At 61.8% G+C, this 24,092-nt stretch carries 23 protein-coding genes; 10 read left to right on the top strand and 13 right to left on the bottom strand.

Annotation, left to right across the window (positions count from 1 at the left end):
* The first annotated feature begins 11 nt into the window (after window positions 1–11).
* Window positions 12–911, top strand: coding sequence for a neutral zinc metallopeptidase (locus LDN90_RS12930; protein ID WP_223946052.1), 900 nt, complete (start codon window positions 12–14; stop codon window positions 909–911).
* Window positions 912–1,002: 91 nt separating this feature from the next.
* On the opposite strand, the gene LDN90_RS12935 is transcribed toward LDN90_RS12930, so the two are convergent.
* Genes LDN90_RS12935 through LDN90_RS12960 form a run of 6 tightly spaced genes read right to left on the bottom strand, consistent with a single transcriptional unit; the run spans window position 1,003 to window position 6,137 of the window.
* On the bottom strand, window positions 1,003–1,335 hold the full coding sequence (locus LDN90_RS12935) for a metal-sulfur cluster assembly factor (protein WP_216925770.1): 333 nt from the start codon (window positions 1,333–1,335) through the stop codon (window positions 1,003–1,005).
* 13 nt (window positions 1,336–1,348) lie between these two features.
* Window positions 1,349–2,134 (bottom strand): Fe-S cluster assembly ATPase SufC, encoded by a 786-nt coding sequence (gene sufC, locus LDN90_RS12940; protein WP_216925771.1) that lies wholly within the window; start codon window positions 2,132–2,134, stop codon window positions 1,349–1,351.
* Between the two features lie 44 nt (window positions 2,135–2,178).
* Complete coding sequence (locus LDN90_RS12945; protein ID WP_223946054.1) at window positions 2,179–2,535, bottom strand: non-heme iron oxygenase ferredoxin subunit; 357 nt, start codon at window positions 2,533–2,535, stop codon at window positions 2,179–2,181.
* A gap of 19 nt (window positions 2,536–2,554) precedes the next feature.
* Window positions 2,555–3,868, bottom strand: a complete 1,314-nt coding sequence (sufD, locus tag LDN90_RS12950; RefSeq protein ID WP_216925773.1) for a Fe-S cluster assembly protein SufD — start codon at window positions 3,866–3,868, stop codon at window positions 2,555–2,557.
* A 2-nt stretch (window positions 3,869–3,870) separates the two neighbouring features.
* Window positions 3,871–5,334 (bottom strand): Fe-S cluster assembly protein SufB, encoded by a 1,464-nt coding sequence (gene sufB, locus LDN90_RS12955; protein WP_223932865.1) that lies wholly within the window; start codon window positions 5,332–5,334, stop codon window positions 3,871–3,873.
* Window positions 5,334–6,137 carry a helix-turn-helix domain-containing protein gene (locus LDN90_RS12960; RefSeq protein ID WP_223949290.1) on the bottom strand — a complete coding sequence of 268 codons (804 nt, stop codon included), beginning with the start codon at window positions 6,135–6,137 and terminating at the stop codon, window positions 5,334–5,336. The genes sufB and LDN90_RS12960 overlap by 1 nt, the downstream gene beginning before the upstream one ends.
* A 127-nt stretch (window positions 6,138–6,264) precedes the next feature.
* On the opposite strand from LDN90_RS12960, the gene LDN90_RS12965 reads away from it, so the two are divergent.
* Genes LDN90_RS12965 through LDN90_RS12975 form a run of 3 tightly spaced genes read left to right on the top strand, consistent with a single transcriptional unit; the run spans window position 6,265 to window position 8,966 of the window.
* Window positions 6,265–7,230 carry an ABC transporter ATP-binding protein gene (locus LDN90_RS12965; protein ID WP_223946055.1) on the top strand — a complete coding sequence of 322 codons (966 nt, stop codon included), beginning with the start codon at window positions 6,265–6,267 and terminating at the stop codon, window positions 7,228–7,230.
* Window positions 7,227–7,991: an ABC transporter permease gene (locus tag LDN90_RS12970; protein WP_223946057.1), complete on the top strand. Its 765-nt coding sequence runs from the start codon at window positions 7,227–7,229 to the stop codon at window positions 7,989–7,991. Before LDN90_RS12965 ends, LDN90_RS12970 begins: the two co-directional genes overlap by 4 nt.
* 30 nt (window positions 7,992–8,021) lie before the next feature.
* On the top strand, window positions 8,022–8,966 hold the full coding sequence (locus LDN90_RS12975; protein ID WP_223946058.1) for a COX15/CtaA family protein: 945 nt from the start codon (window positions 8,022–8,024) through the stop codon (window positions 8,964–8,966).
* 628 nt (window positions 8,967–9,594) lie between these two features.
* Here LDN90_RS12975 and LDN90_RS12980 read toward each other — a convergent pair.
* Complete coding sequence (locus LDN90_RS12980) at window positions 9,595–10,557, bottom strand: heme o synthase (RefSeq protein WP_223946059.1); 963 nt, start codon at window positions 10,555–10,557, stop codon at window positions 9,595–9,597.
* Between the two features lie 430 nt (window positions 10,558–10,987).
* On the opposite strand from LDN90_RS12980, the gene tkt reads away from it, so the two are divergent.
* From tkt to pgl, 6 genes are read left to right on the top strand one after another with little or no spacing between them, the layout of a single operon-like run.
* Complete coding sequence (gene tkt / locus LDN90_RS12985) at window positions 10,988–13,114, top strand: transketolase (protein WP_223946060.1); 2,127 nt, start codon at window positions 10,988–10,990, stop codon at window positions 13,112–13,114.
* A 22-nt stretch (window positions 13,115–13,136) separates the two neighbouring features.
* On the top strand, window positions 13,137–14,255 hold the full coding sequence (tal, locus tag LDN90_RS12990) for a transaldolase (RefSeq protein ID WP_223946062.1): 1,119 nt from the start codon (window positions 13,137–13,139) through the stop codon (window positions 14,253–14,255).
* A gap of 6 nt (window positions 14,256–14,261) precedes the next feature.
* Complete coding sequence (locus LDN90_RS12995) at window positions 14,262–15,893, top strand: glucose-6-phosphate isomerase (RefSeq protein WP_223946063.1); 1,632 nt, start codon at window positions 14,262–14,264, stop codon at window positions 15,891–15,893.
* 15 nt (window positions 15,894–15,908) lie between these two features.
* Window positions 15,909–17,465 (top strand): glucose-6-phosphate dehydrogenase, encoded by a 1,557-nt coding sequence (gene zwf / locus LDN90_RS13000; protein ID WP_216925782.1) that lies wholly within the window; start codon window positions 15,909–15,911, stop codon window positions 17,463–17,465.
* Window positions 17,462–18,403, top strand: coding sequence for a glucose-6-phosphate dehydrogenase assembly protein OpcA (locus tag LDN90_RS13005; protein ID WP_216925783.1), 942 nt, complete (start codon window positions 17,462–17,464; stop codon window positions 18,401–18,403). Before zwf ends, LDN90_RS13005 begins: the two co-directional genes overlap by 4 nt.
* Window positions 18,393–19,211, top strand: a complete 819-nt coding sequence (gene pgl, locus LDN90_RS13010; protein ID WP_223946064.1) for a 6-phosphogluconolactonase — start codon at window positions 18,393–18,395, stop codon at window positions 19,209–19,211. The genes LDN90_RS13005 and pgl overlap by 11 nt, the downstream gene beginning before the upstream one ends.
* Here pgl and LDN90_RS13015 read toward each other — a convergent pair.
* From LDN90_RS13015 to LDN90_RS13040, 6 genes are all read right to left on the bottom strand, one after another.
* A complete protein-coding gene (locus tag LDN90_RS13015) occupies window positions 19,164–19,559 on the bottom strand; it encodes an RNA polymerase-binding protein RbpA (protein ID WP_216925785.1) in 396 nt (131 codons plus the stop codon). The two genes, pgl and LDN90_RS13015, sit on opposite strands and share 48 nt — an antisense overlap.
* Window positions 19,560–19,724: 165 nt before the next feature.
* Window positions 19,725–19,982 carry a preprotein translocase subunit SecG gene (gene secG, locus LDN90_RS13020; protein ID WP_216925786.1) on the bottom strand — a complete coding sequence of 86 codons (258 nt, stop codon included), beginning with the start codon at window positions 19,980–19,982 and terminating at the stop codon, window positions 19,725–19,727.
* 36 nt (window positions 19,983–20,018) lie between these two features.
* Complete coding sequence (gene tpiA, locus LDN90_RS13025; RefSeq protein ID WP_216925787.1) at window positions 20,019–20,834, bottom strand: triose-phosphate isomerase; 816 nt, start codon at window positions 20,832–20,834, stop codon at window positions 20,019–20,021.
* 74 nt (window positions 20,835–20,908) lie between these two features.
* Window positions 20,909–22,135, bottom strand: coding sequence for a phosphoglycerate kinase (locus LDN90_RS13030; RefSeq protein ID WP_223946065.1), 1,227 nt, complete (start codon window positions 22,133–22,135; stop codon window positions 20,909–20,911).
* A 9-nt stretch (window positions 22,136–22,144) separates the two neighbouring features.
* Complete coding sequence (gap, locus tag LDN90_RS13035) at window positions 22,145–23,155, bottom strand: type I glyceraldehyde-3-phosphate dehydrogenase (protein WP_216925789.1); 1,011 nt, start codon at window positions 23,153–23,155, stop codon at window positions 22,145–22,147.
* A 270-nt stretch (window positions 23,156–23,425) separates the two neighbouring features.
* Window positions 23,426–24,049 (bottom strand): superoxide dismutase, encoded by a 624-nt coding sequence (locus LDN90_RS13040; RefSeq protein WP_216925790.1) that lies wholly within the window; start codon window positions 24,047–24,049, stop codon window positions 23,426–23,428.
* Window positions 24,050–24,092 lie beyond the last annotated feature (43 nt).

Below are 24,092 nucleotides of genomic sequence, written 5' to 3' on the forward strand. Positions count from 1 at the left end.
ATTCTGACTGTATGAGTTTCAATGACGGCGCGCAGCTTGACCCATCCCAAGTAGAAGACCGACGCGGCGGAGGCATGGGCCGCGGGACGAAAATAGGTGGCGGGATTGGTGGTGGCATCGTCGTGCTGCTTCTGGCCCTCTTCGGAATCAACCCCAACATCCTTGGCGACCTTACGGGCGGCGGAACCCAGCCGCCCGCCGTCGAAAACGGGAGCGGCGGTGTGCAGGAGTGCCAGACTGGCGCTGACGCGGACAAACGACTCGACTGCCGAATCACAGGCACTGTTAACAGCCTTAATGCCTTCTGGCCCGAATACCTGGCCCAGTACAACGTGCAGTACTCCCGGCCCGGAACGGTCATCTTCGACCAAGGAACCCAAACAGGATGTGGCCCTGCCACCACGGCTGTAGGACCCTTCTATTGTCCGGTGGACACCAAGGCATACTTCGACCCCGGGTTCTTCGATGAGCTCGTGACCCGTTTTGGTTCATCAGGGGGACCACTGGCGCAGGAGTACGTGGTGGCCCATGAATTCGGCCACCACATCCAGAACATCCTGGGCAATCTGGACCGGGCACAACAGGATCCCCAAGGGCCGCAGTCCGGTGCAGTCCGTGTCGAATTGCAGGCAGACTGCTACGCGGGACTCTGGGTTCGCCACGCAAGCACCCAGAAAGACCCGGCAACGGGCAAGCCGTTCCTTGACCCCATAACCGAGCAGGACCTGCAGGACGCGCTGTCCGCTGCGTCCGCCGTCGGCGATGACCGCATCCAGGAAGCCGCAACCGGACGGGTCTCACCGGAATCCTGGACCCATGGCTCCAGTGAACAGCGGCAGAAGTGGTTCTACCAGGGCTATTCCACGGGCGATATCAATAAATGCGACACCTTTGGTGTGGCAGCGCCCTGACCGCGTTTAACGTCGCCCGGTAAACGCAGAAATGGTTCCGGACCTAAGGTCCGGAACCATTTCTTTGCCCCTGGAGGGCGAAACCTGCTGATCAGATGTTGAAGCCCAGGGCCCGCATCTGGTCCTTGCCGTCGTCAGTGATCCGTTCGGGACCCCATGGCGGCATCCATACCCAGTTCAAGCGCCATTCATCCACTACGCCGTCGAGGGACTTGCCTACCTGCTCTTCCAGCACGTCCGTGAGCGGGCAAGCCGCCGTTGTCAGTGTCATGTCGATCAGGAGTGCGCCGTCCTCATCCGAGTACTTCAGGCCATAGAGGAGGCCCAAGTCCACGACGTTGACACCGAGCTCCGGGTCAATGACGTCCTTGAGCGCTTCCTCGACGTCCTCGAGGCTGGTGCGCGCCGCGTTGATTTCGGTCATGGAACGATCCTAACTAGCCCTGTACGGCAGGAGCAACGGCAACGCCTGCGCCTGCGGCGTAGCGGTCGTAGCCCTCTTCTTCAAGACGGTCGGCCAGCTCGGGGCCGCCCTCTTCAACAACCTTGCCGTCGACGAAGACGTGGACGAAGTCCGGCTTGATGTAGCGCAGGATGCGGGTGTAGTGGGTGATGAGCAACGTGCCCATGTTTCCCTCTGCATGTGCGCGGTTGACGCCTTCGGAAACTACCTTGAGGGCGTCGACGTCCAGGCCTGAGTCGGTCTCATCCAGAACGGCGAACTTCGGCTTGAAGAGCTCGAGCTGAAGGATCTCGACGCGCTTCTTCTCGCCACCGGAGAAGCCTTCGTTGACGTTGCGCTGTGCGAAGTCGGCGTCGATACGCAGCTGCTGCATGGCAGCCTTGACATCCTTGGTCCACGTGCGAAGGGCGGGTGCTTCGCCGTCGATGGCCGTCTTGGCGGTACGCAGGAAGTTCGTCATGGTGACGCCGGGAACCTCTACCGGGTACTGCATGGCGAGGAAGACGCCTGCACGGGCGCGCTCGTCAACGCTCATTTCGAGGACGTTTTCGCCATCGAGAGTGATGGTGCCGCTGGTCACCGTGTAGCGGGGGTGGCCGGCAATGGTGGAAGCGAGGGTGGACTTGCCCGAGCCGTTGGGGCCCATGATGGCGTGCGTTTCACCGGTCTTGATGGTGAGGCTGACGCCCTTCAGGATCTCCTTGGTGCCCTGCTCCGTCTCGATGCTGACGTGCAGGTCCTTGATCTCAAGAGTAGACATGCTCTTCTTTCTTTTCCGTTCGTAAGTCTGGTGATACTGGGCGCTCAGTAGTTGTCTACCGAAGCACCGTTCACAACGTTGGTCACGTCCACGTAGACGTCGTCACCATCGATGGTGACGGCGAAAACGGGAACGGGGTCGTAGGCAGGCAGCTGGAGAGGCTGTCCGCTGCGGAGGTCGAACTGGGAACCGTGGCCCCAGCACTCAATCGCACAGCCTTCAATCTCGCCTTCGGACAACGAGATGTCCGCGTGCGAGCAGGTATCGCCGATGGCATGGATCTGACCCATCGAGTCCCTCACGATAGCTACGGGGTAGTCATCGATCAGGACGCGCAGCGCCTGCTTGACCTGGATGTCATTGGCGTTGCATACCAGTTCGCCTTTGGTTTGTTCACTCATCGTTGTCCTGCCTGGTCTGCTAGTTGTCGGTCGCGGCGAGTTCGCGCTCAACAGCAGCGGTCAGGCGTTCTTCGATTGCCGGGACGTTGATCTGCTGGATGATCTCGTTGAGGAAGCCTCGAACCACCAGGCGGCGGGCAACCTTTTCCGGGATGCCGCGTGCCATGAGGTAGAAGAGGTGCTCGTCGTCGAAACGGCCGGTGGCGCTGGCGTGGCCGGCACCCTCGATGAGTCCCGTCTCGATTTCCAGGTTCGGCACAGAGTCCGCACGCGCGCCGTCCGTCAGGACCAGGTTGCGGTTGGCCTCATAGGTGTCGGTGCCTTCTGCTTCCTTACGGATCAGGACGTCGCCCACCCACACAGTGTGGGCATTGCGGCCCTGCAGCGCACCCTTGTACAGCACGCGCGACTTGCAGTTGGCCACTGCGTGGTCAACAAACAGGCGCTGCTCAAGGTGCTGACCGGCATCGGCGAAGTACAGGCCGAACATTTCGACGTCGGCACCAGGAGCGGTGAAGCGGGTGGACGGCGTAACGCGCACGACGTCACCGCCGAGGCTGACCACGATGTGCTTGAACTTCGCGTCGCGGCCGATCCTGGCCTGCTGCGCCGATGCGTGAACGGCGTCGTCTGCCCATTCCTGCAGGGACACGACAGTCAGCTCAGCGCCATCTTCGACGATAATTTCAACGTTCTCGGAAACAACAGCGGTGCCCTGGTGGTCCAGGACCACGACGGCCTTGGAGAATCGCTCTGCCACAATCACAATGTGCTGCGCCGACGGAGCGTCGCCGGAGCCGGTGACCAGGACGGAAACTTCGCTCTCGGCCTGCAGCTCAACCGGAACCGTTACAACGGTAGCCTCGGCAAAGTTCTCCCAGCCGTTTGCGGACACACGGTCCTCCGGGATGCCTGCCTGCCCGATGCGCTTGTCGTCGCGGCCAACGGTCTCGACGACGACGCCGGCCGGTGCGGTCACACTGACAGCCGGAGCTGCACCGTCAAGGACCTCGGTGTGGAGACCGCGCAAGCGCTTCAGCGGTGTGAAACGCCAGTCTTCTTCAAGGCCGGTCAGCGGCTTGAAGTCCTCCAGCTTGTAAGACGTGAGGCGGCCGGCGCGGGAGCTGTCCGGGATACCGACGCCGCCACCATGCGAGTGGCTCTTTACCGATGCGCCACCGAGCGGACCAGCAGCAGGCTGCTCCGACGTCGTGCTGGTGTTTGTTCCGGTGTTTAGGGGCGAAAGGTTTTCGCCTTCCTCGGTGAAGCCGTTGATAAACGGCTGGGCCGAGGGCGCGCCGATGCGCGCCTTTTCAGTAGTGATATCAGTCATTGTTAACCGACGGACCCTTCCATCTGCAGTTCAATCAAGCGGTTCAGCTCAAGGGCATATTCCATGGGCAGTTCACGGGCGATCGGCTCAATGAAGCCGCGCACGATCATGGCCATGGCCTCGTCCTCAGGCATGCCGCGGGACATCAGATAGAAGAGTTGCTCTTCGCTGACGCGGGAAACGGTGGCCTCGTGACCCATGACGACGTCATCCTCGCGGATGTCGATGTACGGGTAGGTGTCCGAGCGGGAAATGGTATCCACCAGAAGGGCATCGCAACGGACCGTGTTGGCCGAGTGCTTTGCACCTTCGCGGACCTGGACCAAGCCGCGGTAGGCCGCGCGGCCACCGCCGCGGGCCACGGACTTGGAAATGATGGAGCTCTTGGTGTTCGGTGCGATGTGCACCATCTTGGAGCCCGTGTCCTGGTGTTGGCCCTCGCCCGCAAAAGCGATGGACAGGGTTTCACCCTTGGCGTGCTCGCCTACCAGGTAAACGGCCGGGTACTTCATGGTCACCTTGGAGCCGATGTTGCCATCGATCCATTCCATGGTGGCGCCCTCTTCGCAGATGGCACGCTTGGTGACGAGGTTGTACACGTTGTTGGACCAGTTCTGGATGGTCGTGTAGCGGACGCGGGCGCCCTTCTTCACGATGATCTCCACAACGGCGGAGTGCAGGGAGTCCGAGGTGTAGATCGGGGCCGTGCAACCTTCGATGTAGTGAACGTAGGAGTCCTCATCGGCGATGATCAGGGTGCGCTCGAACTGGCCCATGTTCTCCGTGTTGATACGGAAGTATGCCTGGAGCGGGATGTCGACGTGCACGCCCTTGGGCACGTACACGAAGGATCCACCGGACCATACTGCCGTGTTCAGGGAAGCGAACTTGTTGTCGCCCACGGGGATGATGGTGCCGAAGTACTCCTGGAAGATCTCCGGGTGTTCGCGCAGGGCGGTGTCCGTGTCCAGGAAGATAACGCCCTGGGCTTCGAGGTCCTCGCGGATCTGGTGGTAGACAACTTCGGATTCGTACTGGGCTGCGACGCCTGAAACGAGCCGGCTGCGCTCAGCTTCCGGGATGCCGAGCTTTTCGTAGGTGTTCCGGATGTCTTCCGGCAGGTCTTCCCACGTTGCCGCCTGCTTCTCAGTGGAACGCACGAAGTACTTGATGTTGTCGAAGTCGATGCCCGAGAGGTCTGCGCCCCACGTAGGCATGGGCTTACGGTCGAAGTACTTCAGGCCCTTGAGGCGCAGATCGAGCATCCATTCGGGCTCGTTCTTCTTCGAGGAGATGTCGCGGACAACCTCCTCGTCGAGGCCACGACGGGCATTCGCGCCTACGTCGTTCTTGTCGGCCCAGCCGTACTCGTAGTTTCCGATACCGTGCAGTTCGGGATTCTTCTCCAGAATCTCCGAGATCACAGTGCCGTCAGCTACCGCTTTCTCTGCTAGTTGGTCCGTCATCACGGCCTTTCTTGCTGGTTGTTTGATTCCTGGTACGGGTTCCCGGACTGCTCTGCGATGCTGTGATGCACCGTGGCAGCTGGTCGCCCGGTAGGTATGTGGGTGGTGCAAACGTGCCCGCCTTGCGCCAGGGTTGAAAGACGCCGGACATCGACGCCCACCAAGCGGGAAAAGACTTTGGTTTCGCTGTCACAGAAAACAGGAAACTCTGCTGCGAGCTGCTGGATGGGGCAATGTCCCTGGCACAGCTGGACACTGGAAAATTCTGCCGGCAGTGGGGCTTTGGCCTCAATGGAATGGGCAGAGGCAACATAGCCGTCCCGGCTGAGGGCCTTGGACAAGGCCAAGGAGCGGGCCGCGATATCCTGCCCGGCGGCCGCAACTTCCGGCGCATAGCGGCGCTCCATTTCAGAGAAGCGCTCTTCAGCATATTCACGGACTGCATCCTCGCCAGCGATCTCCTGGAGTCGGCGGAGCGCGGAGCTGGCGATGTTCAAGTAGTCGTCGCCAAGCTTGGATTGCCCTTGCGAACTCAGGACATAGCGGCGCGCAGGGCGTCCCGCCCCGGCTCCCGCCTTGGCGACGCGCTTGACTTCAATTACGCCATTTCGCTCAAGGTGATCCAGGTGGCGGCGGACCGCTGCGGGCGTGAAACCAAGGAGGTCGCCCAGTTCGGCGGCACTTACGGGGCCGTTTTCCAACACTGCGCTCAGGACGCGGTCCCTGGTGCGGTCTTCCGCGTCCGGCAGCGCCGACGAAGGCGCGAAGGCCTCTGCCGCTGCGGCATGCCGCCTTGATGGCATGGAGATTGGACTCGTCATGGAATACACAACACAATCATGTCGTAATTTGTTTCATGCATCCAGTAAGGCAAGACTGACCTTAGCCACCCGCCAAATGCGACCGTACTACTTCCCGTAGAATACTCTGGTGCGATCCACCGATTCCCCTGTCCTCACTATAGACGGACTCATAAAGGATGTAGGCCCCCTGGCCTCCCTTGACGGCAAAATGCTCCGGGTTGTCAGTGGGCTGTCCATGACGGCCGGGCGGGGCCAGATTACGGCCCTTCTCGGGGCTAACGGTGCTGGCAAGACCACCACCTTGGAATGTGCCCAGGGCCTGCAGAAACGTACCGGGGGAACAATCTCCCTCCTGGGCGCAGACCCGGATACTGCGGGCGCTGACCTGAGGTCCCGGGTAGGTGTCATGCTTCAGGATGGCGGCCTCCCGCCGTCGGCCCGTCCAATCCCTTTGTTGCGTCATGTTGCCGGCATGTACCGCGATCCCATGGACGTCGACGCCCTCGTGGAGCGTCTTGGCATCGCCCAATTCAGCCGCACCAGTGTGCGGCGCTTATCAGGTGGCCAAAAGCAACGGGTGGCCTTGGCTGCCGCATTGATTGGCAACCCGGAGGTCCTCTTCCTCGACGAACCCAGCGCTGGACTCGATCCGCATTCGCGGCAGGTGGTTTTCGACCTCATTGCCGAACTGCGCGACGCCGGCATGGGCATCATCCTCACGACGCACCTGATGGATGACGCCGAGCGCTTGGCTGACTACGTCTACATCATCGACGGCGGACACAACGTCGCCGAGGGAACGGTCGCCGACCTTCTGCGGCACGATCATTCCACCGACACCGCAATTACTGACCGGACCCTCTTCTTCGATGCGCCGCCGGGACTCGAGTTCAAAGACGTCCTTGGCGCAGGTCTGCAGGTCCTGGAAAGCCGGGCTGGCAGCTACTCGATCACCGGCGCCCTGGGGCCCGACGACCTTGCCGCCCTAACCGCCTGGTGGGCCGCACGGAACATCATGCCGGCGTCACTCAGACTCGAGGCGCGGAGCCTCGAGGACGTTTTCCTGGACATTTCCGGAAGGGACCTCCGATGAGCAAGCTACTGTCCCCCAACGCCGGACCCGCTTCCTTGCCTCGCCGTATTCTGCAGCAAGGCCGCTACGAGACCATCACAATGCTGCGGAACGGTGAGCAACTGATTCTTGCAGTCGTCCTGCCTCTGCTTGCTTTGGCCGGGCTGACTGTTACTCCGCTCCTCGATGGGCTCGGAGGCCCTCGTGTCGACGTGGCCACGCCGGGAATCCTCGCCCTGTGCGCAATGTCCACCGCCTTTACTGGCCAGGGCATTGCCACGGGATTTGACCGGCGTTACGGCGTTCTCCGCTTCCTCTCAACTACCCCCCTGGGACGTGGTGGCCTGATCGCCGGCAAGATACTCGCTGTGCTCGTCGTCCTCTTCCTTCAAGTGCTGGTGGTCGGGGCAGTCGCCGGACTCCTGGGCTGGCAGCCCCGGCCCGAAGCATGGCTTCCGGGCCTTGGGATCCTTGTCCTTGGTGCGGCATCGTTCACTGCGCTGGGACTCCTCGTTGCGGGAACGGTTCGGCCTGAAGCTACCCTGGCCATCACCAATCTTCTGTGGATCCTTCTCGGAGCGCTGGGCGGGATAGTTGTCCCGGCAGAAAGGCTTCCTGCCGTAGCCCAGGGCATCGTGCATTTCCTGCCCTCTGGCGCCCTCGGCCAGGCATTGCGGGATGCATTCCTGCTGGGCATTGTGCCCTTCCCCGCCGTCCTGGTCCTCCTGCTGTGGACATTGCTGGCCGGCGCCGCAGCCATTCGCTGGTTCAAGTGGAACTGACAACAAGCAGAACTGAGAGTTGAGCAAACTGTGAGCACGGCATCACGCCTCCCTAAATCCGTCCAGCGATTCACCGCCAAGCTGCCAACGGAGGTAAATCGCACTATCCAACGGCTATCGGTCCTCTCCCTGATCGGACAGACAGTGCTCGTGGTGACCGGTGGTGCAGTTCGCCTTACGGCGTCGGGCCTTGGTTGCCCCACGTGGCCGCGATGCACCGATAACTCCCTCGTCAACACGCCTGAAATGGGCATTCACGGTTTTATCGAGTTCGGAAACCGTATGCTCACGTTCGCGTTGGCGGCGGTTGCTGCACTCATGCTGGTCTACTTGTGGAATCTCCGCAAGGAACGTCGCGACCTCTTCATGCTCGCCCTTGGCCTGCTCGCGAGCATCCCTGCTCAGGCCATCATCGGCGGAATCACGGTTCTTTCCAACCTCAACCCCTGGGTTGTGGGCCTGCACTTCCTGGTATCCATGGCCTTGGTTGTCTTCGCGACTCTGCTCGTGAACCGTGCCTTCGGCCGCACCGGCCGATTCATGAAGCAGGTACTGCCTGCACTGCCTTCCGTTGCCCGCCCCGTTATGCTGGCCGTCGCCGTTTTCTCGGCAATAGCAGTCATGCTCGGCGTAGTAGTCACAGGCGCCGGTCCGCACGCAGGCGACGCAGACGCGCCGCGCAATGATCTGGACTGGGACCTTTTCTCACACATTCACGCTGTGCCCGCCTACCTGATCACAGCCGGGACACTATTGGCTGTATACCTTGTGGTCCGGCACAAGATTGGCGGCCCGTTCCGGACCGCTTCATTCCTGCTGCTCGCCGTGACGTTGCTCCAAGCCGTCATCGGGTTCACCCAGTACTACAACGGAATTCCTGCGCTTCTCGTGGGCGCACACATGCTTGGCGCAGCCCTGCTAACGAGCGCATCGACCAACGCGGCTGATATCGCCAAGTACAGCCCCGCCAAGTAGCCCCCACTCACATCCCGACGGCTTAGGTCGGTTGCTCGATCACATCCCGACGATTCAGGGCGGTTGCTCGCTCACATCCCGACGGCTTGGGGTGGTTGCTCGATCACATCCCGACGGCTTGGGGTGGTTGCTCGCTCACATCCCCACGGCTTAGGTCGGTTGCTCGATCACTTTCGGACGACAAAGGCATTTGACCGCAAACGGGCCAACCGTGTCCGGACTCTATGCGACTCCCAGCACGCCTGGAGGTAGTTCGCGCCTTACCACGACAGCGGCGCGGGGATTGGGCGGGGCTATCTGGCCAGCGGCTCCCGTTGCTGGCCCTTTTACGCATTCTTCATCTGCTTCGAAGGAAGCGGTCATAGCATCCGTGCTGGCATCCACGGTCAAACGAACACCCCCGACCAGGTCAGTGGGATGTGAGCGAGCATCAGTGAAAACGCAGCGGGTTGTGCGCGAGCATCCGCCGAAAGCCCGGTGGGATGTGACAGAGCATCGAGGGGAAACGAAAGGCACGACGCCGGTACCCGGGGTGGGATGCGGCGTCGCGCCTTATTTGTGGTCGCGCCTTATTTGTGGTCGTGCCTTATTTGTGGTCGTGCCTTATTGGTGGAAGCGGCCGCGGAGGTTAGCCGCCGATGATCGGTGAGCCGATGAACGGGTCTACTGCCAGCGCGATGAAGAGTAGCGTCAGGTAGCTGATGGAGCCGTGGAAGACCTTCATGGCGCCCTTATTGGAGACGTCGCCACCCTGGGCTCGCTTGTAGAGGGCGTGGCTCTCGTACAGGAACCAGGCCCCAGCAGCGACAGCGGCAATTGTATAGACCCAGCCGGCGCCGCCAACGGGAATCATCAGGAGCGAGCAGGCAACCATTGCCCAGGCGTAAAGGACCACCTGGACGGACACAACTTTGGCCCCTGCAATTGCTCCGAGCATGGGCACCTTGGCGTTGCGGTAGTCCTCGCCGTAGCGCATGGACAGCGGCCAGTAGTGCGGGGGCGTCCATAGGAAGATAACCATGAACAGCACAATGGCAGGCCACTCAACGGTGTTGGTGACCGCGGCCCAGGCGATGAGCACCGGGAAGCAGCCGGCTGCCCCGCCCCAAACGATGTTCTGTGCGGTGCGGCGCTTCAGGATCATGGTGTAGATGACCACGTAGAAAACGATGGCACCCAAGCCAAGCCATGCGGACAACGGATTCGCGCCGAACCACAGGATGGCAATCGACGCGGCGCCGAGAATCCAGGCAAAAACCAAAGCCTCCCGTGGCGATACTTCGCCAGTAACCAGCGGCCGCTTCTCAGTGCGGTGCATCAATTTGTCGATGTCCCGGTCGATGTAGCAGTTGAACACGCCGGCGCTGCCTGCAGCGAAGGCACCCCCCACGAGAGTCGCCAGAATCAACCCGATGGATGGGAAGCCGCGCTGGGCAAAGATCATGGTGGGGAGGGTGCTGACCAGGAGCAGCTCGATGACACGGGGCTTGGTGAGAGCCAGATACGCCTTTAATTTACGGGACATTCCGATGCTTCCCCGGGCCGGGGACGCATTGAGGGGCGTATCAGTTGTGCTCACGGCGGCAGTCACTCTGTTCTATGCTCTGGGGTTCTCGCAGCGGCTGCAGTCCGGGTTTCCGAGATGGAACCGCAGGCGCATGAACCGCTGGTGGCCTCCAGATATCATACCGTGGCTGGAAGTGCGTCCATGTCCGCAAAATACGCCAATGTTTCGGAAAGTTCACTCCGTGGCGGCGCCATCGTGATTCATATAAGGGAATTTCTGTCCAGTTAGTGGGATTCCCTGAGTCTCAGGACACGTTTGGGGCTAAGCTGTTGAGCAGATCAGCACACGTTGACAATCCGGGAAACCGTATTCTCGGAGGAGCCGTGCGTCTGGATGAAGGATCAACGTTTCAATGGTGAACGGCTGGTAGACACATTGCAGCGGGCGCCATCCTGTGCTTCCTGCGTGCCGTGTCCTTACGCCTGCCGTCAGCACAGAGAGGGGCTCGGTTTTCGTGCCACATTTGGAAGAGCAAGAACTGTCATGGACCGATCTGGACCGGAAGGCTGTTGACACCGTTCGTGTGTTGGCTGCTGACGCTGTGGAGAAGGTTGGAAATGGTCACCCCGGCACGGCTATGAGCTTGGCGCCGGCAGCGTACCTGCTGTTCCAGAAGCTGATGCGCCATGACCCGAAGAACCCTGATTGGATTGGGCGTGACCGGTTCGTCCTGTCCCCCGGTCACACGTCACTGACTCTTTACATCCAGCTGTTCCTCTCCGGTTATGGACTGGAATTGAAGGACCTTGAGGCACTGCGTACCTGGGGTTCGCTGACCCCTGGCCACCCCGAGTACAAGCACACCGCTGGTGTGGAGATCACTACCGGCCCGTTGGGCCAGGGCTTGGCTTCGGCTGTTGGTTTCGCTTACTCCCAGCGCCGCCAGCGTGGATTGTTCGACGCCGATGCTCCCGCCGGTGAATCACCGTTTGACCACACGATCTGGGTTATCGCTTCCGACGGCGACCTGCAGGAAGGCGTGACGTCCGAGGCGTCCTCGCTGGCCGGCCATCAGGAACTGGGCAACCTCGTGGTGATCTACGACGAGAACCACATTTCCATTGAAGATGACACCGACATCGCGTTCACCGAAGATGTCCTGAAGCGCTACGAAGCTTATGGATGGCACACCCAGCGTGTGGACTGGACCAAGACCGGGGAGTACGTCGAGGACGTCCAGGAACTCTACGCAGCATTGCTGGCCGCGAAGGCTGAGACGAACAAACCGTCCATCATTTCGCTGCGGACCATCATCGGCTACCCGGCCCCGAAGAAGCAGAACACGGGCAAGATCCACGGCTCGGCCTTGGGTGCCGAGGAAGTCGCAGCACTGAAGACCGTGCTCGGTTTCGATCCTGCAAAGTCCTTCGATGTTGACGAAGAGGTCCTGGCACACGCCCGCAAGGTCCTGGACCGTGGCGCCGAGTCCCGCGCTGCCTGGCAGTCCTCGTTCGAGTCCTGGCAGTCAGCCAACCCGGACGCTGCTGCCCTGTTGGAGCGCGTTGAGGCCAAGAAGCTTCCCGTGGGCATCGACGCGGCACTGCCGGTGTTCGAAGCCGGCAAGGATGTTTCCACCCGTGCAGCATCGGGCAAGGTCCTGAACGCCATCGGCCCGGTCCTTCCCGAGCTGTGGGGCGGTTCCGCCGACCTCGCCGAGTCCAACAACACCACGATTGAAGGCTCGCCCTCGTTCATTCCCACCTCGCGCTCCACCGACGCGTGGAAGGGCAATCCGTACGGACGGGTCCTGCACTTCGGTATCCGAGAGCACGCGGCTGCCTCGATCGTGAACGGCATCTCCCTGCACGGACGCACCCGTGCGTTCTCGGGCACGTTCCTGATCTTCTCGGATTACCAGCGCCCGGCCATCCGCCTCGGCGCGTTGATGGGTGTGCCGTCCCTGTACGTGTGGACGCACGACTCCATCGGCCTGGGCGAAGACGGTCCCACCCACCAGCCCGTGGAGCAACTCGCTTCGCTGCGTGCCATCCCGGGCCTGGACGTCGTCCGCCCCGGTGACGCGAACGAGGTCTCGGCAGCGTGGAAGACGATGCTGGAGAACCACGAGAACCCGGCCGGTATTGTCCTGACCCGCCAGAACATCCCCACCTACGCCCGCGGCGAAGGCACCGCAGAAGGTGACACCTTCGGTTCCACCGCTGGTGTGGCCAAAGGCGGTTACGTCCTGGCTGAGGCTTCCAAGGACGGCGAAACCGTTGACGCGCAGGTCATCCTGATCGGCACGGGCTCCGAGGTCCAGCTCGCCGTCGCGGCCCGCGAAGCGCTCCAGGCTGAAGGCATCGCCACCCGCGTTGTTTCCATGCCGTGCGTGGAATGGTTCAACAAGCAGGACGAGGCCTACCGTGAGTCCGTGCTCCCCGCCGAGGTGAAGGCACGCGTTTCCGTCGAAGCCGGCCTCGCCCTGGGATGGCGCGAATTCGTCGGTGACGCCGGACGTTCGGTCTCACTTGAGCACTTCGGCGCTTCGGCAGACTACAAGCGGTTGTTCCAGGAATTCGGCATCACTGCCGAAGCCGTCGCCGCCGCTGCAAAAGACTCCCTCGCAGGCCTGAGCGCCTGATACCTCTATCAAGGAGAAAACAATGACCAGCACCCCCACGCAGCAACTCTCCGACGCCGGCGTTTCCATCTGGCTCGATGACCTTTCCCGCAACCGCCTCCAAACGGGTACGTTGCAGAAGCTCATCGACGAAAAGAACGTCGTTGGTGTCACCACCAACCCCTCCATCTTCCACGCCGCCATCACCACCGGCACGGACTACGACGCCACCATCGCAGCCAAGGCCGAAGCCGGTGCCAGCGTCGAAGAGACCATCTTCGAGATCACCACCACGGACGTCGCCGACGCCTGCGACCTCTTCGCACCGATCGCTGCCGCGACCAACGGCGTGGACGGTCGCGTGTCCATCGAGGTGGATCCGCGCCTGGCATGGGACACCCAGGCCACGATCGCCGAGGCCAAGCACCTGCACGGCAAGGTCAACAAGGACAACGTCCACATCAAGATCCCGGCAACCCTGGAAGGCCTGGAAGCCATCACGGCAACCCTGGCCGAAGGCATCAGCGTCAACGTGACCCTGATCTTCTCCCTGGAGCGCTACCGCGCCGTCATCAACGCCTTCCAGTCCGGCCTGGAACAGGCCAAGGACAACGGCCATGACCTCTCCAAGATCCACTCCGTGGCATCCTTCTTCGTTTCCCGCGTGGACACCGAGATCGACAAGCGCCTGGATGCCATCGGCACCGACGAAGCCAAGGCCCTCAAGGGCAAGGCCGGCGTCGCCAACGCACGCCTGGCCTACCAGGTCTACGAAGAACTGTTCTCCACCGAACGCTGGGCCTTGCTCGCAGAAGCCGGCGCCCTCCCCCAGCGTCCGCTCTGGGCCTCCACCGGCGTCAAGGACCCGGCCTACCCCGACACCCTGTACGTCACCGAACTCGTCGCCCCCGGCGTGGTCAACACCATGCCGGAAAAAACCCTCGACGCAACGTTCGACCACGGCGTAGTCACCGGAGACACCATCACCGGCACCTACGCAGAAGCGAACCAGACCCTCGACGCACTCGAAGCACTCGGCGTTTCCTACAACGACGTCGTAGCCGTGCTTGAGTCCGAAGGTCTCGAGAAGTTCGTGGCCAGCTGGAAGGAACTCCTGGCCGACGTAGAAGGCGCCCTCGCCACCGCACGGAAGGCTTCCTAACCAACCATGAGCACAATCAGCTACGACGCCAGCGGTGCCGCGCAGCAGGCCATCGCCCAGAACATCACCAGCCTGGTAGACGACAAGGTCGCCACGAGGATTTTCGCCAAAGACCACACGCTGTGGGGTCCAGAAGCGGAGTCCGAGTCGGCCATCCGTCTGGGCTGGGTTGAGGCTGCCGCCGTATCGCAACCTTTGGTGGAGAGCATTCTCGAACTTCGCGATGCTCTCCGCGCCGAGGGCGTCTCCCGTATTGTCCTCTGTGGCATGGGTGGCTCCTCCTTGGCTCCCGAGGTCATCGCCGGCACCGCCGGCGTCGAGCTGACTGTGCTGGACAGCACAGATCCTGAGCAGGTCAGCGCTGCTTTGACGGACCGGTTGGCGGCGACTGCAATCGTCGTGTCCTCTAAGTCCGGTTCAACTGTTGAGACCGATTCCCAGCGCAGGGTTTTCGAGAAAGCGTTCAAGGACGCCGGTATCGATGCCAAGAGTCGAATCATTATCGTGACGGACCCGGGTTCTCCGCTGGACAAGGCATCCCGCGAAGCCGGCTACCGTGCAGTCTTCAACGCCGACCCGAACGTCGGCGGCCGGTTCTCCGCCCTTACCGCGTTCGGCCTGGTCCCGTGTGGCCTGGCCGGTGTGGATATCCAATCTTTCCTGGACGAGGCAGAGGAAGCGGCAGAAATCCTCAATGAGGATTCCGAGGACAACATTGGTCTTGCCTTGGGCATCGCCCTGGGCGGCACCAATCCTCTGCGCAACAAGATCGTCATAGCCGAGGACGGTTCCGGCATTGTGGGCTTCGCTGATTGGGCCGAGCAGCTCATCGCGGAGTCCACGGGCAAGCTCGGCACGGGTGTGCTGCCTGTTGTCGCGGGCCCGGATTCCCCCGAGGCTCTTGGCGGCGCTGAGGACGTCCTGGTGGTCCGGCTGGTCAGTGCGGACGCCGACGTCGAACTTCGTGAAAACGAAGTCGCCATCGCAGGTGGCCTGGCTTCCCAGATGTTCCTTTGGGAATTCGCGACCGCCGTTGCAGGCCGGCTCCTGGGCATCAACCCGTTTGACCAGCCCGACGTCGAGGCTGCCAAAGTGGCCGCGCGCGGTCTGCTGGATGCCCGGCCTGAGCCCACTCCGGCCGCGTTCACCGACGGCGTCGTGGAAGTTCGCGGCGGCGATTGGCTCGGTAGTGCTTCCACGGCAGCCGAGGCCGTGCAGGCACTTCTGGCCCAGCTCGGCTCTGACGGTTACCTGAGCGTCCAAGCTTACCTGGACCGCATCTCCCATGCACCCCTTGAAGGCATCCGTGACGAACTCGCCGCTGTTTCCGGCCGTCCGGTGACGTTCGGCTGGGGCCCTCGGTTCCTGCATTCCACGGGACAGTTCCACAAGGGCGGCCCGGCTATTGGTGTGTTCCTTCAGATCACCGCAGCATCGTCTTTGGACCTGGAAATTCCTGACCGCCCCTTCACGTTCGGGGAGCTCATTGCTGCACAGGCCTCGGGCGATGCCCAGGTCCTGGAAGGCCATGGCCGTCCCGTGTTGCGCCTGCACCTCACCGAACGTGCTGCCGGCGTAGCCCAGCTCAAGGAAGTCGTCGCTGCACTGGCCGGCCAGGCCAGCGCGCTCGAAAGCTAAGGCACAAAACCAAACATGCCAGAAACTGAAAACGGCAGGAAGAACGCCGGCCTGCGGAACCCCTTGCGGGATCCGCGGGACCGGCGCCTGAACCGCATCGCCGGGCCGTCCTCGTTGGTGTTCTTCGGAGTCACCGGCGACCTCGCCCGTAAGAAACTCATGCCGGCCGTCTATGACCTTGCCAACCGCGGCCTGCTTCCGCCCAGCTTTGCCCTGGTGGGATTCGGACGCCGTGAGTGGGACAACGCAGACTTCGCGGCGGAGGTGAAAGAGAACGTCAAGGCCCATGCGAGGACCAAGTTTGATGAGGCCGTCTGGGAACAGTTGGCTTCGGGTATTCGCTTTGTCCAGGGCGAGTTCGACGACGACGACGCCTTTGAGCGCCTCGGTGACGTCCTGGAGGAACTGGACGAGACCCGTGGCACGCGTGGCAACCACGGGTTCTACCTCTCTATCCCGCCCAAGGCGTTCGAGCAGGTCTGTCGCCAGCTGTCCAAGCATGGCCTGGCCCAGGCGAAGCCCGGGCAATGGCGCCGGGTGGTCATCGAAAAGCCGTTCGGTCACGACCTCGAGTCAGCCCGTCAGCTCAACGACATCGTCGAGTCAGTGTTCCCGCCGGATGCCGTGTTCCGGATTGACCATTACCTGGGCAAGGAAACGGTCCAGAACATCCTGGCCCTGCGCTTTGCAAACCAGCTGTTCGAACCTCTCTGGAATGCCAACTACGTTGACCACGTCCAGATCACCATGGCCGAGGACATCGGTACTGGCGGCCGTGCCGGCTATTACGACGGCGTCGGCGCGGCCCGTGACGTGATCCAGAACCACCTGTTGCAGCTCCTGGCCTTGACGGCAATGGAAGAGCCTATTTCCTTCAACGCCGATGACCTGCGTGCCGAGAAGGAAAAGGTCCTCGCGGCCGTCAAGCTGCCCGATGATTTGTCCACGCATTCCGCCCGGGGACAATTTACCGGTGGTTGGCAGGGCGGCGAGGAGGTACTCGGTTACCTGGACGAGGACGGCATTCCTGCTGATTCCAAGACCGAAACCTATGCCGCGATCCGTGTGGACATTAACACCCGCCGCTGGGCCGGGGTTCCGTTCTATCTGCGTGCCGGAAAGCGCCTGGGCCGCCGCGTGACCGAAATCGCGGTTGTCTTCAAGCGTGCACCCAACCTGCTGTTCCGCGATCACAACGATGACGACTTCGGTCAGAACGCCGTAGTTATTCGTGTCCAGCCTGACGAGGGCGCCACGATCCGTTTCGGTTCCAAGGTGCCGGGCACGCAAATGGAGGTCCGCGACGTCACGATGGACTTCGGCTACGGCCACTCGTTTACCGAATCCAGCCCCGAAGCCTACGAACGGCTCATCCTGGACGTACTCCTGGGCGAACCGCCGCTCTTCCCGCGCCACCAGGAAGTTGAGCTGTCCTGGAAGATCCTGGACCCGTTCGAAGAGTACTGGGCGGGCCTGGAAGAACAACCGCAACCGTACGCACCCGGTAGCTGGGGACCGGCTTCGGCCGATGAACTCCTTGCCCGTGATGGACGAACCTGGAGAAGGCCATGATCGTAGATCTTCCCGACACAACCACCTCCAAGATCTCCAAGAAGATCATGTCGCTGCGGGAACAGGGCGGCGTGATCGCCCTGGGCCGGGTGCTGACCTTGGTGGTTGTCACGAAGTCCGGGCAGGAAGAAGACGCCATCGAGGCGGCCAACGAGGCCAGCCGCGAACACCCCTGCCGCATCATCGTGCTTGCCGATGCCGGGGCAGAAGCACCGGACCGCCTCGACGCGCAGATCCGCGTTGGCGGCGACGCCGGTGCTTCCGAAGTCATCGTGCTCCGGGGGTTCGGACACATGGCCCACGAAAGCGAGTCCCTGGTATCAGGCCTCCTGCTTCCGGACGCACCGATTGTGGCCTGGTGGCCCCACGGCGCACCGGAAAGCGCCTGCGAGACGTCCATCGGGCGTATTGCGCACCGTCGCATCACGGACTCCGCGAACGAGCCCGACCCCGCCCTGGCACTGGAGAACATTCGCCGGACTTACAAGGCAGGCGACACGGATCTCGCATGGACCCGTCTGACGAACTGGCGCATGCAGCTTGCTGCCGTGTTCGACCAGGTGGACGGGGACCCCGTCTCGGCCGTAGCGGTGGAAGGTGCTTCGGACTCTCCCAGCACTCTGCTCCTGGCAGCCTGGTTGAGCCTTGCCCTGCAAGCGCCTGTGACGATCGTTGCCGATCCGGCTGGTACCGGAATCCGCCGCGTCCGCATGACGCGTGCCAGCGGTGACGTCCAGCTTTTCCGCCCGGGATTGTCCGTGGCCGAGCTAACGCAGCCGGGTCAGCCTGCACAGCGCATCACCCTCCCCCGACGCAGCCTGAAGGATTGCCTCGCCGAAGAACTCCGTCGGCTGGACCCCGACGAAGTCTTCGGAGAAGTGATTACGATGGGACTGCCATTAACCAGTCAGAGGAGAGTCCAGACCAGTGCACGCTGATCCCAGAGTAAGTATCCACCCCGATTCCAAGGTGCTCATGGCGGCTATTGCGGCGCGCCTTATCACCAAGCTTGTGGATGTCCAGGACAAGCACGGTGAGGCCACGGTGGTCCTGACCGGAGGAACTGTCGGGATCGGTACCCTGAAGGCGGTGGCGGATTCTGCCGCGGCACCAGCTGTCGACTGGTCAAAGGTGAATTTCTGGTGGGGGGATGAGCGTTTTGTTGCAGCAGACAACGATGACCGCAACACCCGCCAGGCACACCAGGCTTTGCTCGCCCACCTGCCGGTTGACCCTGCCCGGGTCCATGAGCCCGGTTCTTCGGACGAATTCGCATCGGCTGATGATGCTGCGGCTGACTATGCCGACAGGCTGAAGGCAGCAGCTGAGGCAGAGCATGCAGCTGACATGTCCGATACCCGTCCGGAGGAGCCCGGCGTCCTTCCGCGTTTCGACGTACTCCTGCTCGGTGTAGGTCCTGACGCGCACGTCGCTTCCCTCTTCCCGGAACAGGCCGCCATCAGGGAGAAGAACCGTACAGTGGTGGGTGTTGAAAACTCGCCCAAGCCGCCGCCGTCGCGCATCTCCTTGACTTTGCCTGCCATCAACACGGCGCAGGAAATCTGGATGGTGGTAGCGGGCGAAGACAAGGCCGGCGCTGTGGGCCTTGCCTTGGCAGGGGCCAACCCTGTTCAGGTTCCCGCAGCAGGCCCGGTTGGGCGTTCAAGGACCCTTTGGCTCATCGACGAGAACGCGGCGTCACGTGTCCCCCAGCAGTTGGTCCGGAAGGACCCCGCGGGCGCGTAACCGCTCCAACGCTCCGGCCAGGACGATTTCGGCGTCCTGGCTGGAGCGTCTTTCTTTAACGTAATCCAAGTGCGACTTGAAGAGGTCATCTTCCGGCCGGGTTTCCGTAACCTGGCCTGGGTCTCTCGATGCAAGGAGGCCGCACTTGGGACAGTCCCAGTTCTTGGGTATTTGTTCGTCCGGCAGCTTAAGGAAAACAAGCCGCGTCTCGTGTCCCTTGGCGCACCAATACGGGACACGAATACGCGGCAGTTGTTCTCCATCGCCGTGGTCGCTTTGATGTCGAGGAGCAGTTCCGAGTGCTACACCAACGCGGGTGCCCCGGTAACCAGGCGTGCCATGAACCATTTTCGAACCCCTAGCGACTCGGTGGTTGGCCGTCACGGCCCGTAGGCCTTACGGCCAACAGGCCCAGTCTAATGCGAGGGGTACGACGGCGGCACTGGTGTTTGGTGCCGAATGGTTCCGAAATTCTGGGAAGGCTCCCTTGCAGGAGCCTTCCCGCGCGAACTATTAGGAATCGCCACCTGAGGTGAAGCGCATGATCAGGCCCAGGCCGATGATGACGACTCCCCACGTCACGCCAAGAATGATGGTGAAGCGGTTCAGGTTCCGCTCAGCGACGCCGGAAGAGCTCAATCCGGAGCTCATTCCTCCACCGAACATGTCGGACAAACCGCCTCCACGTCCTTTGTGGAGAAGAATGAGCAGCGTCAGCAGAAGGCTGGTTACGCCCAGCAGGATCTGCAGGATGACATGAAGAACGTCCACGACGGCCTTTCGAAGAAGCGGAAAACGGGAGCCGGACTAGTCCGTGACGAGGTGGCTCTCGAACCTGACAATGTTAGCAAACTCAGCTGGGTCCAAACTGGCGCCACCCACAAGCAGGCCATCAACGTCGTTTTCTGCCATGATGGCGGCAGCGTTGTTGGCCTTGACCGAGCCACCGTACAGAAGGCGCGTCTTTTCAGCCACGCCCTCGTCGAAGAGCTTGGCAAGTTCGGCGCGGATGGCAGCACACATTTCCTGTGCATCGTCCGGACCTGCAACTTCACCGGTTCCGATAGCCCACACGGGCTCATAGGCGACAACGAGCTCAGCGGCCTGTTCCGGAGTGAGGCCTTCGACACCGGCGCGCAACTGGGCCAGCGTGTGCTCCACGTGCGTGCCTGCCTGACGAATTTCGAGGCCCTCACCCACGCAAAGGACCGGTGTGACACCGTGGCGGAACGCGGCTTTGACCTTTGCATTCAGGACATCGTCGGACTCGTTGTGAATGGTCCGGCGTTCACTGTGCCCTACCAAAACGTATGCGCAGCCCAGCTTGCTCAGGAACTGGCCGGAGATGTCACCGGTATAGGCGCCAGAGTCGAACTGGGACAGGTCCTGGCCGCCGTAAACAACGTCGAGTTCGTCGCCCTGTACGAGCGTCTGCACCCCGCGGAGATCGGTAAACGGCGGAAAGACGGCAACCTCTACGCGGTTGTAATCGTGCTTTGCGTCCGAGAGGGTCCAGACGAGCTTCTGTAGCAAAGTGATGCCCTGGACGTGGTCCATGTTCATCTTCCAGTTGCCTGCGATGAAGGGCTTTCGGACAAAGTTGCCGTTGGCAGAGGTAGTCACATGAACTCCAAGAATGCGTTGATAAATGGAACAGCCGGCAGGACGCGTGGGCGTCCTGCCGGCCGGATTGCTGTTTAGCGGTCCAGGACGCTGAGGCCCGGAAGTTCCTTGCCTTCAAGATATTCCAGGCTGGCCCCACCACCGGTGGAGATGTGGCCAAACTGGGAATCCTCGAAGCCGAGGGTCCTTACTGCTGCGGCGGAGTCGCCGCCACCGACAACCGTGAAGGCCACAGTGTCAGTCAGGGCCTGCGCGATGGCCCGTGTGCCGCTGGAGAATGCCTCGAATTCGAAGACGCCCATGGGGCCATTCCAGAAGACGGTCTTGGCGCCTTCGATCTGCGCCGCAAAAGCAGAGGCTGATTCGGGCCCAATGTCCAATCCAATGCCGGAGGCACCAAAGGAGCTTTCCTCGATGGCATCCGCGCGGACTACTTCATGCTCGGCATCCGCTGCGAAGCGGCTGGCGACCACGACGTCCGTGGGAATCACGAAAGACGTACCGGCGTCCGCAGCGCGTTTCAGGTAGTCCTGCACTACGGGAATCTGGTCTTCCTCAAGGAGGCTGCCAGCTACCTTGTGGCCTTCGGCGGCGAGGAAGGTGAACAGCATGCCGCCACCGACCAGGATGGTGTCTGCCTTGCCAAGGAGGTTGTCGATGACTGCCAGCTTGTCCGAGACCTTGGAACCGCCCAAGACAACGACGTAAGGCCGCTGCGTGTCTGCGGTGAGCTTCCGGAGAACTTCCACCTCGGTGTGCACGAGGTCGCCGAGGTAAGAGGGCAGCCGCGTGGCGACGTCGTAGACGCTGGCGTGCTTGCGGTGGACTGCGCCGAAGGCGTCGTCCACGAACGCGCCGTTGTCACCCGTCAGGGCAACCAGCTCGTCAGCGAATGCGCCACGCTCGGCGTCGTTCTTGCTGGTCTCGCGGGCATCGAAACGCACGTTTTCCAGGATGAGTACTTCGCCATCCTGCAAAGCAGCTGCCAGTTCCTTGGCGGAGTCGCCAACCGTATCAGCGGCCAATTGGACGTTGAAGTCCGCAAGTTCCGCGAGGCGGGTGGCTGCGGGCTTCAATGAGTACTTTTCCTCAGGGGCGCCCTTGGGGCGGCCGAGGTGGGCGGTTACGAGCACACGGGCACCGGCGTCCGAGAGCTTCTTAAGGACCGGGAGGGAGGCCTTGATGCGGCCGTCGTCGGTCACTGTAGAGCCGTCGAGCGGCACATTAAGGTCACTTCTGACCAGAATGTACCGCCCGCGGACACCTTCAGCGATGAGTTCGTTGAGGGTGTGAGATGTCATGTGTCTACCCTAGCCCAGCTTGGATGCGACGAGCTCCGTGAGGTCGACGAGGCGGTTCGAGTAGCCCCACTCGTTGTCATACCAGGAAACAACCTTGACCTGGTTGCCGATCACCTTGGTCAGGCCGGAGTCGAAGATCGACGAAGCGGGGTCGCCAACGATATCCGAGGAGACGATGGGAGCATCGGTGTAGCTCAGGATTCCGGCAAACTGATCGGACTCAGCAGCGGCCTTGACCGCGGCATTGACTTCCTGGACCGTAACTTCGCGGGAAACAGTGACCGTGAGGTCCGTTGCGGAACCGGTGGGGACGGGGACGCGGATTGCATAGCCATCCAGCTTGCCCTTGAGCTCCGGCAGGACCAGGCCGATGGCCTTTGCGGCACCGGTGGAGGTGGGGACCATGTTGATAGCGGCAGCGCGGGCACGGCGGAGGTCTCCGTGGGGGCCGTCCTGCAGGTTCTGGTCAGCCGTGTAGGCGTGAACCGTGGTCATCAGGCCACGCTCGATGCCGAAGGCGTCGTTGACAACCTTGGCCAGCGGGCCCAGGCAGTTGGTGGTGCAGGATGCGTTGGAAATGATGTGGTGCGCCGCGGGATCGTAGAGCTCGTGGTTCACACCCATGACGATGGTGATGTCTTCGTCGCTGGCAGGAGCCGAGATGAGGACCTTCTTGGCGCCGGCGTCGATGTGCTTCTGCGCTGCTGCTGCCTTGGTGAAGAACCCGGTGGACTCGATGACGATGTCCACGCCGAGCTCGGCCCAGGGAAGGTTTGCGGGATCGCGTTCAGCAAGGACCGTGATGGACTCGCCGTTAACAACCAGGTTGCCCTCTTTGACTTCCACGGACTGGGTCAGACGGCCACCGACGGAGTCGTACTTCAGGAGGTGGGCGAGGGTCTCAGGGCTGGTGAGGTCGTTGACTGCGACGATCTCAAGGTCTGCGCCCTGGGCCAGTGCTGCGCGGAAGTAGTTACGGCCGATGCGGCCGAAGCCGTTGATACCAATACGGGTGGTCACTATGTGTCAATCTCCTTGGTGCTCTTGCAAGCACGCCTAGTGAGTCGGATCAATATTTCCAACTAACAGACCCCGCACGTCATTGGGCAGAGGTGATTATCAGATCGGAGGGCGACCAGCCACGTTGCTGAAGGCTAACCGCCTTCCGTGACCCATCTTACGTTTAACTAAGCCTGCCCCCGCAACTGCGGGGGCAGGCTTTCCAGTATTTGGTCCCATTTCAGCGTTAATGTGACTTTTGTTACATCAACGTGAATCGGGCCTCACCAGCTACAGGACGATGAGGCCCGTAGCGTTGGCGCGGGCTGCTTCGAAGCGCTTGGCGACATCTGCCCAGTTGGCGATGTTCCAGAACGCCTTGACGTAGTCAGCCTTGACGTTGACGTAGTCCAGGTAGAACGCGTGCTCCCACATGTCCAGCATGAGCAGCGGAGTGGTACCAACGGCGACGTTGCCCTGCTGATCGTAGAGCTGCTCGATGACCAGGTTGCCACCGATGGGCTCGTACGCCAGGAAGGCCCAACCGGAACCCTGCAGACCCAGTGCGGCAGCGGTGAACTGGGCACGGAAAGCGTCAAAGGACCCGAAAGCGTCCTCGATGGCGGCTGCGAGTTCGCCTTCAGGCTTGTCGCCGCCGTCCGGGGAGATGTTGTTCCAGAACACGGAGTGGTTGATGTGGCCGCCGGTGTGGAACGCGAGGTCCTTGGAGAGGCGGTTGATGTTGGCGAAGTCACCCGATTCGCGGGCTTCAGCGAGCTGCTTGAGGGCGTTGTTGGCGCCTGCAACATAGGCAGCGTGGTGCTTGCTGTGATGCAGCTCCATGATCTTCGCCGAAATGTGCGGCTCGAGCGCTGCGTAGTCGTAGCCGAGCTCGGGCAGAACGTACTCTGTCACGAAATCCTCCAATGTAATGGACCGAAGTCCGGTTTGGTAACTC

Source organism: Arthrobacter sp. NtRootA1, from assembly GCF_019976975.1.
Taxonomy (GTDB): domain Bacteria; phylum Actinomycetota; class Actinomycetes; order Actinomycetales; family Micrococcaceae; genus Arthrobacter; species Arthrobacter aromaticivorans.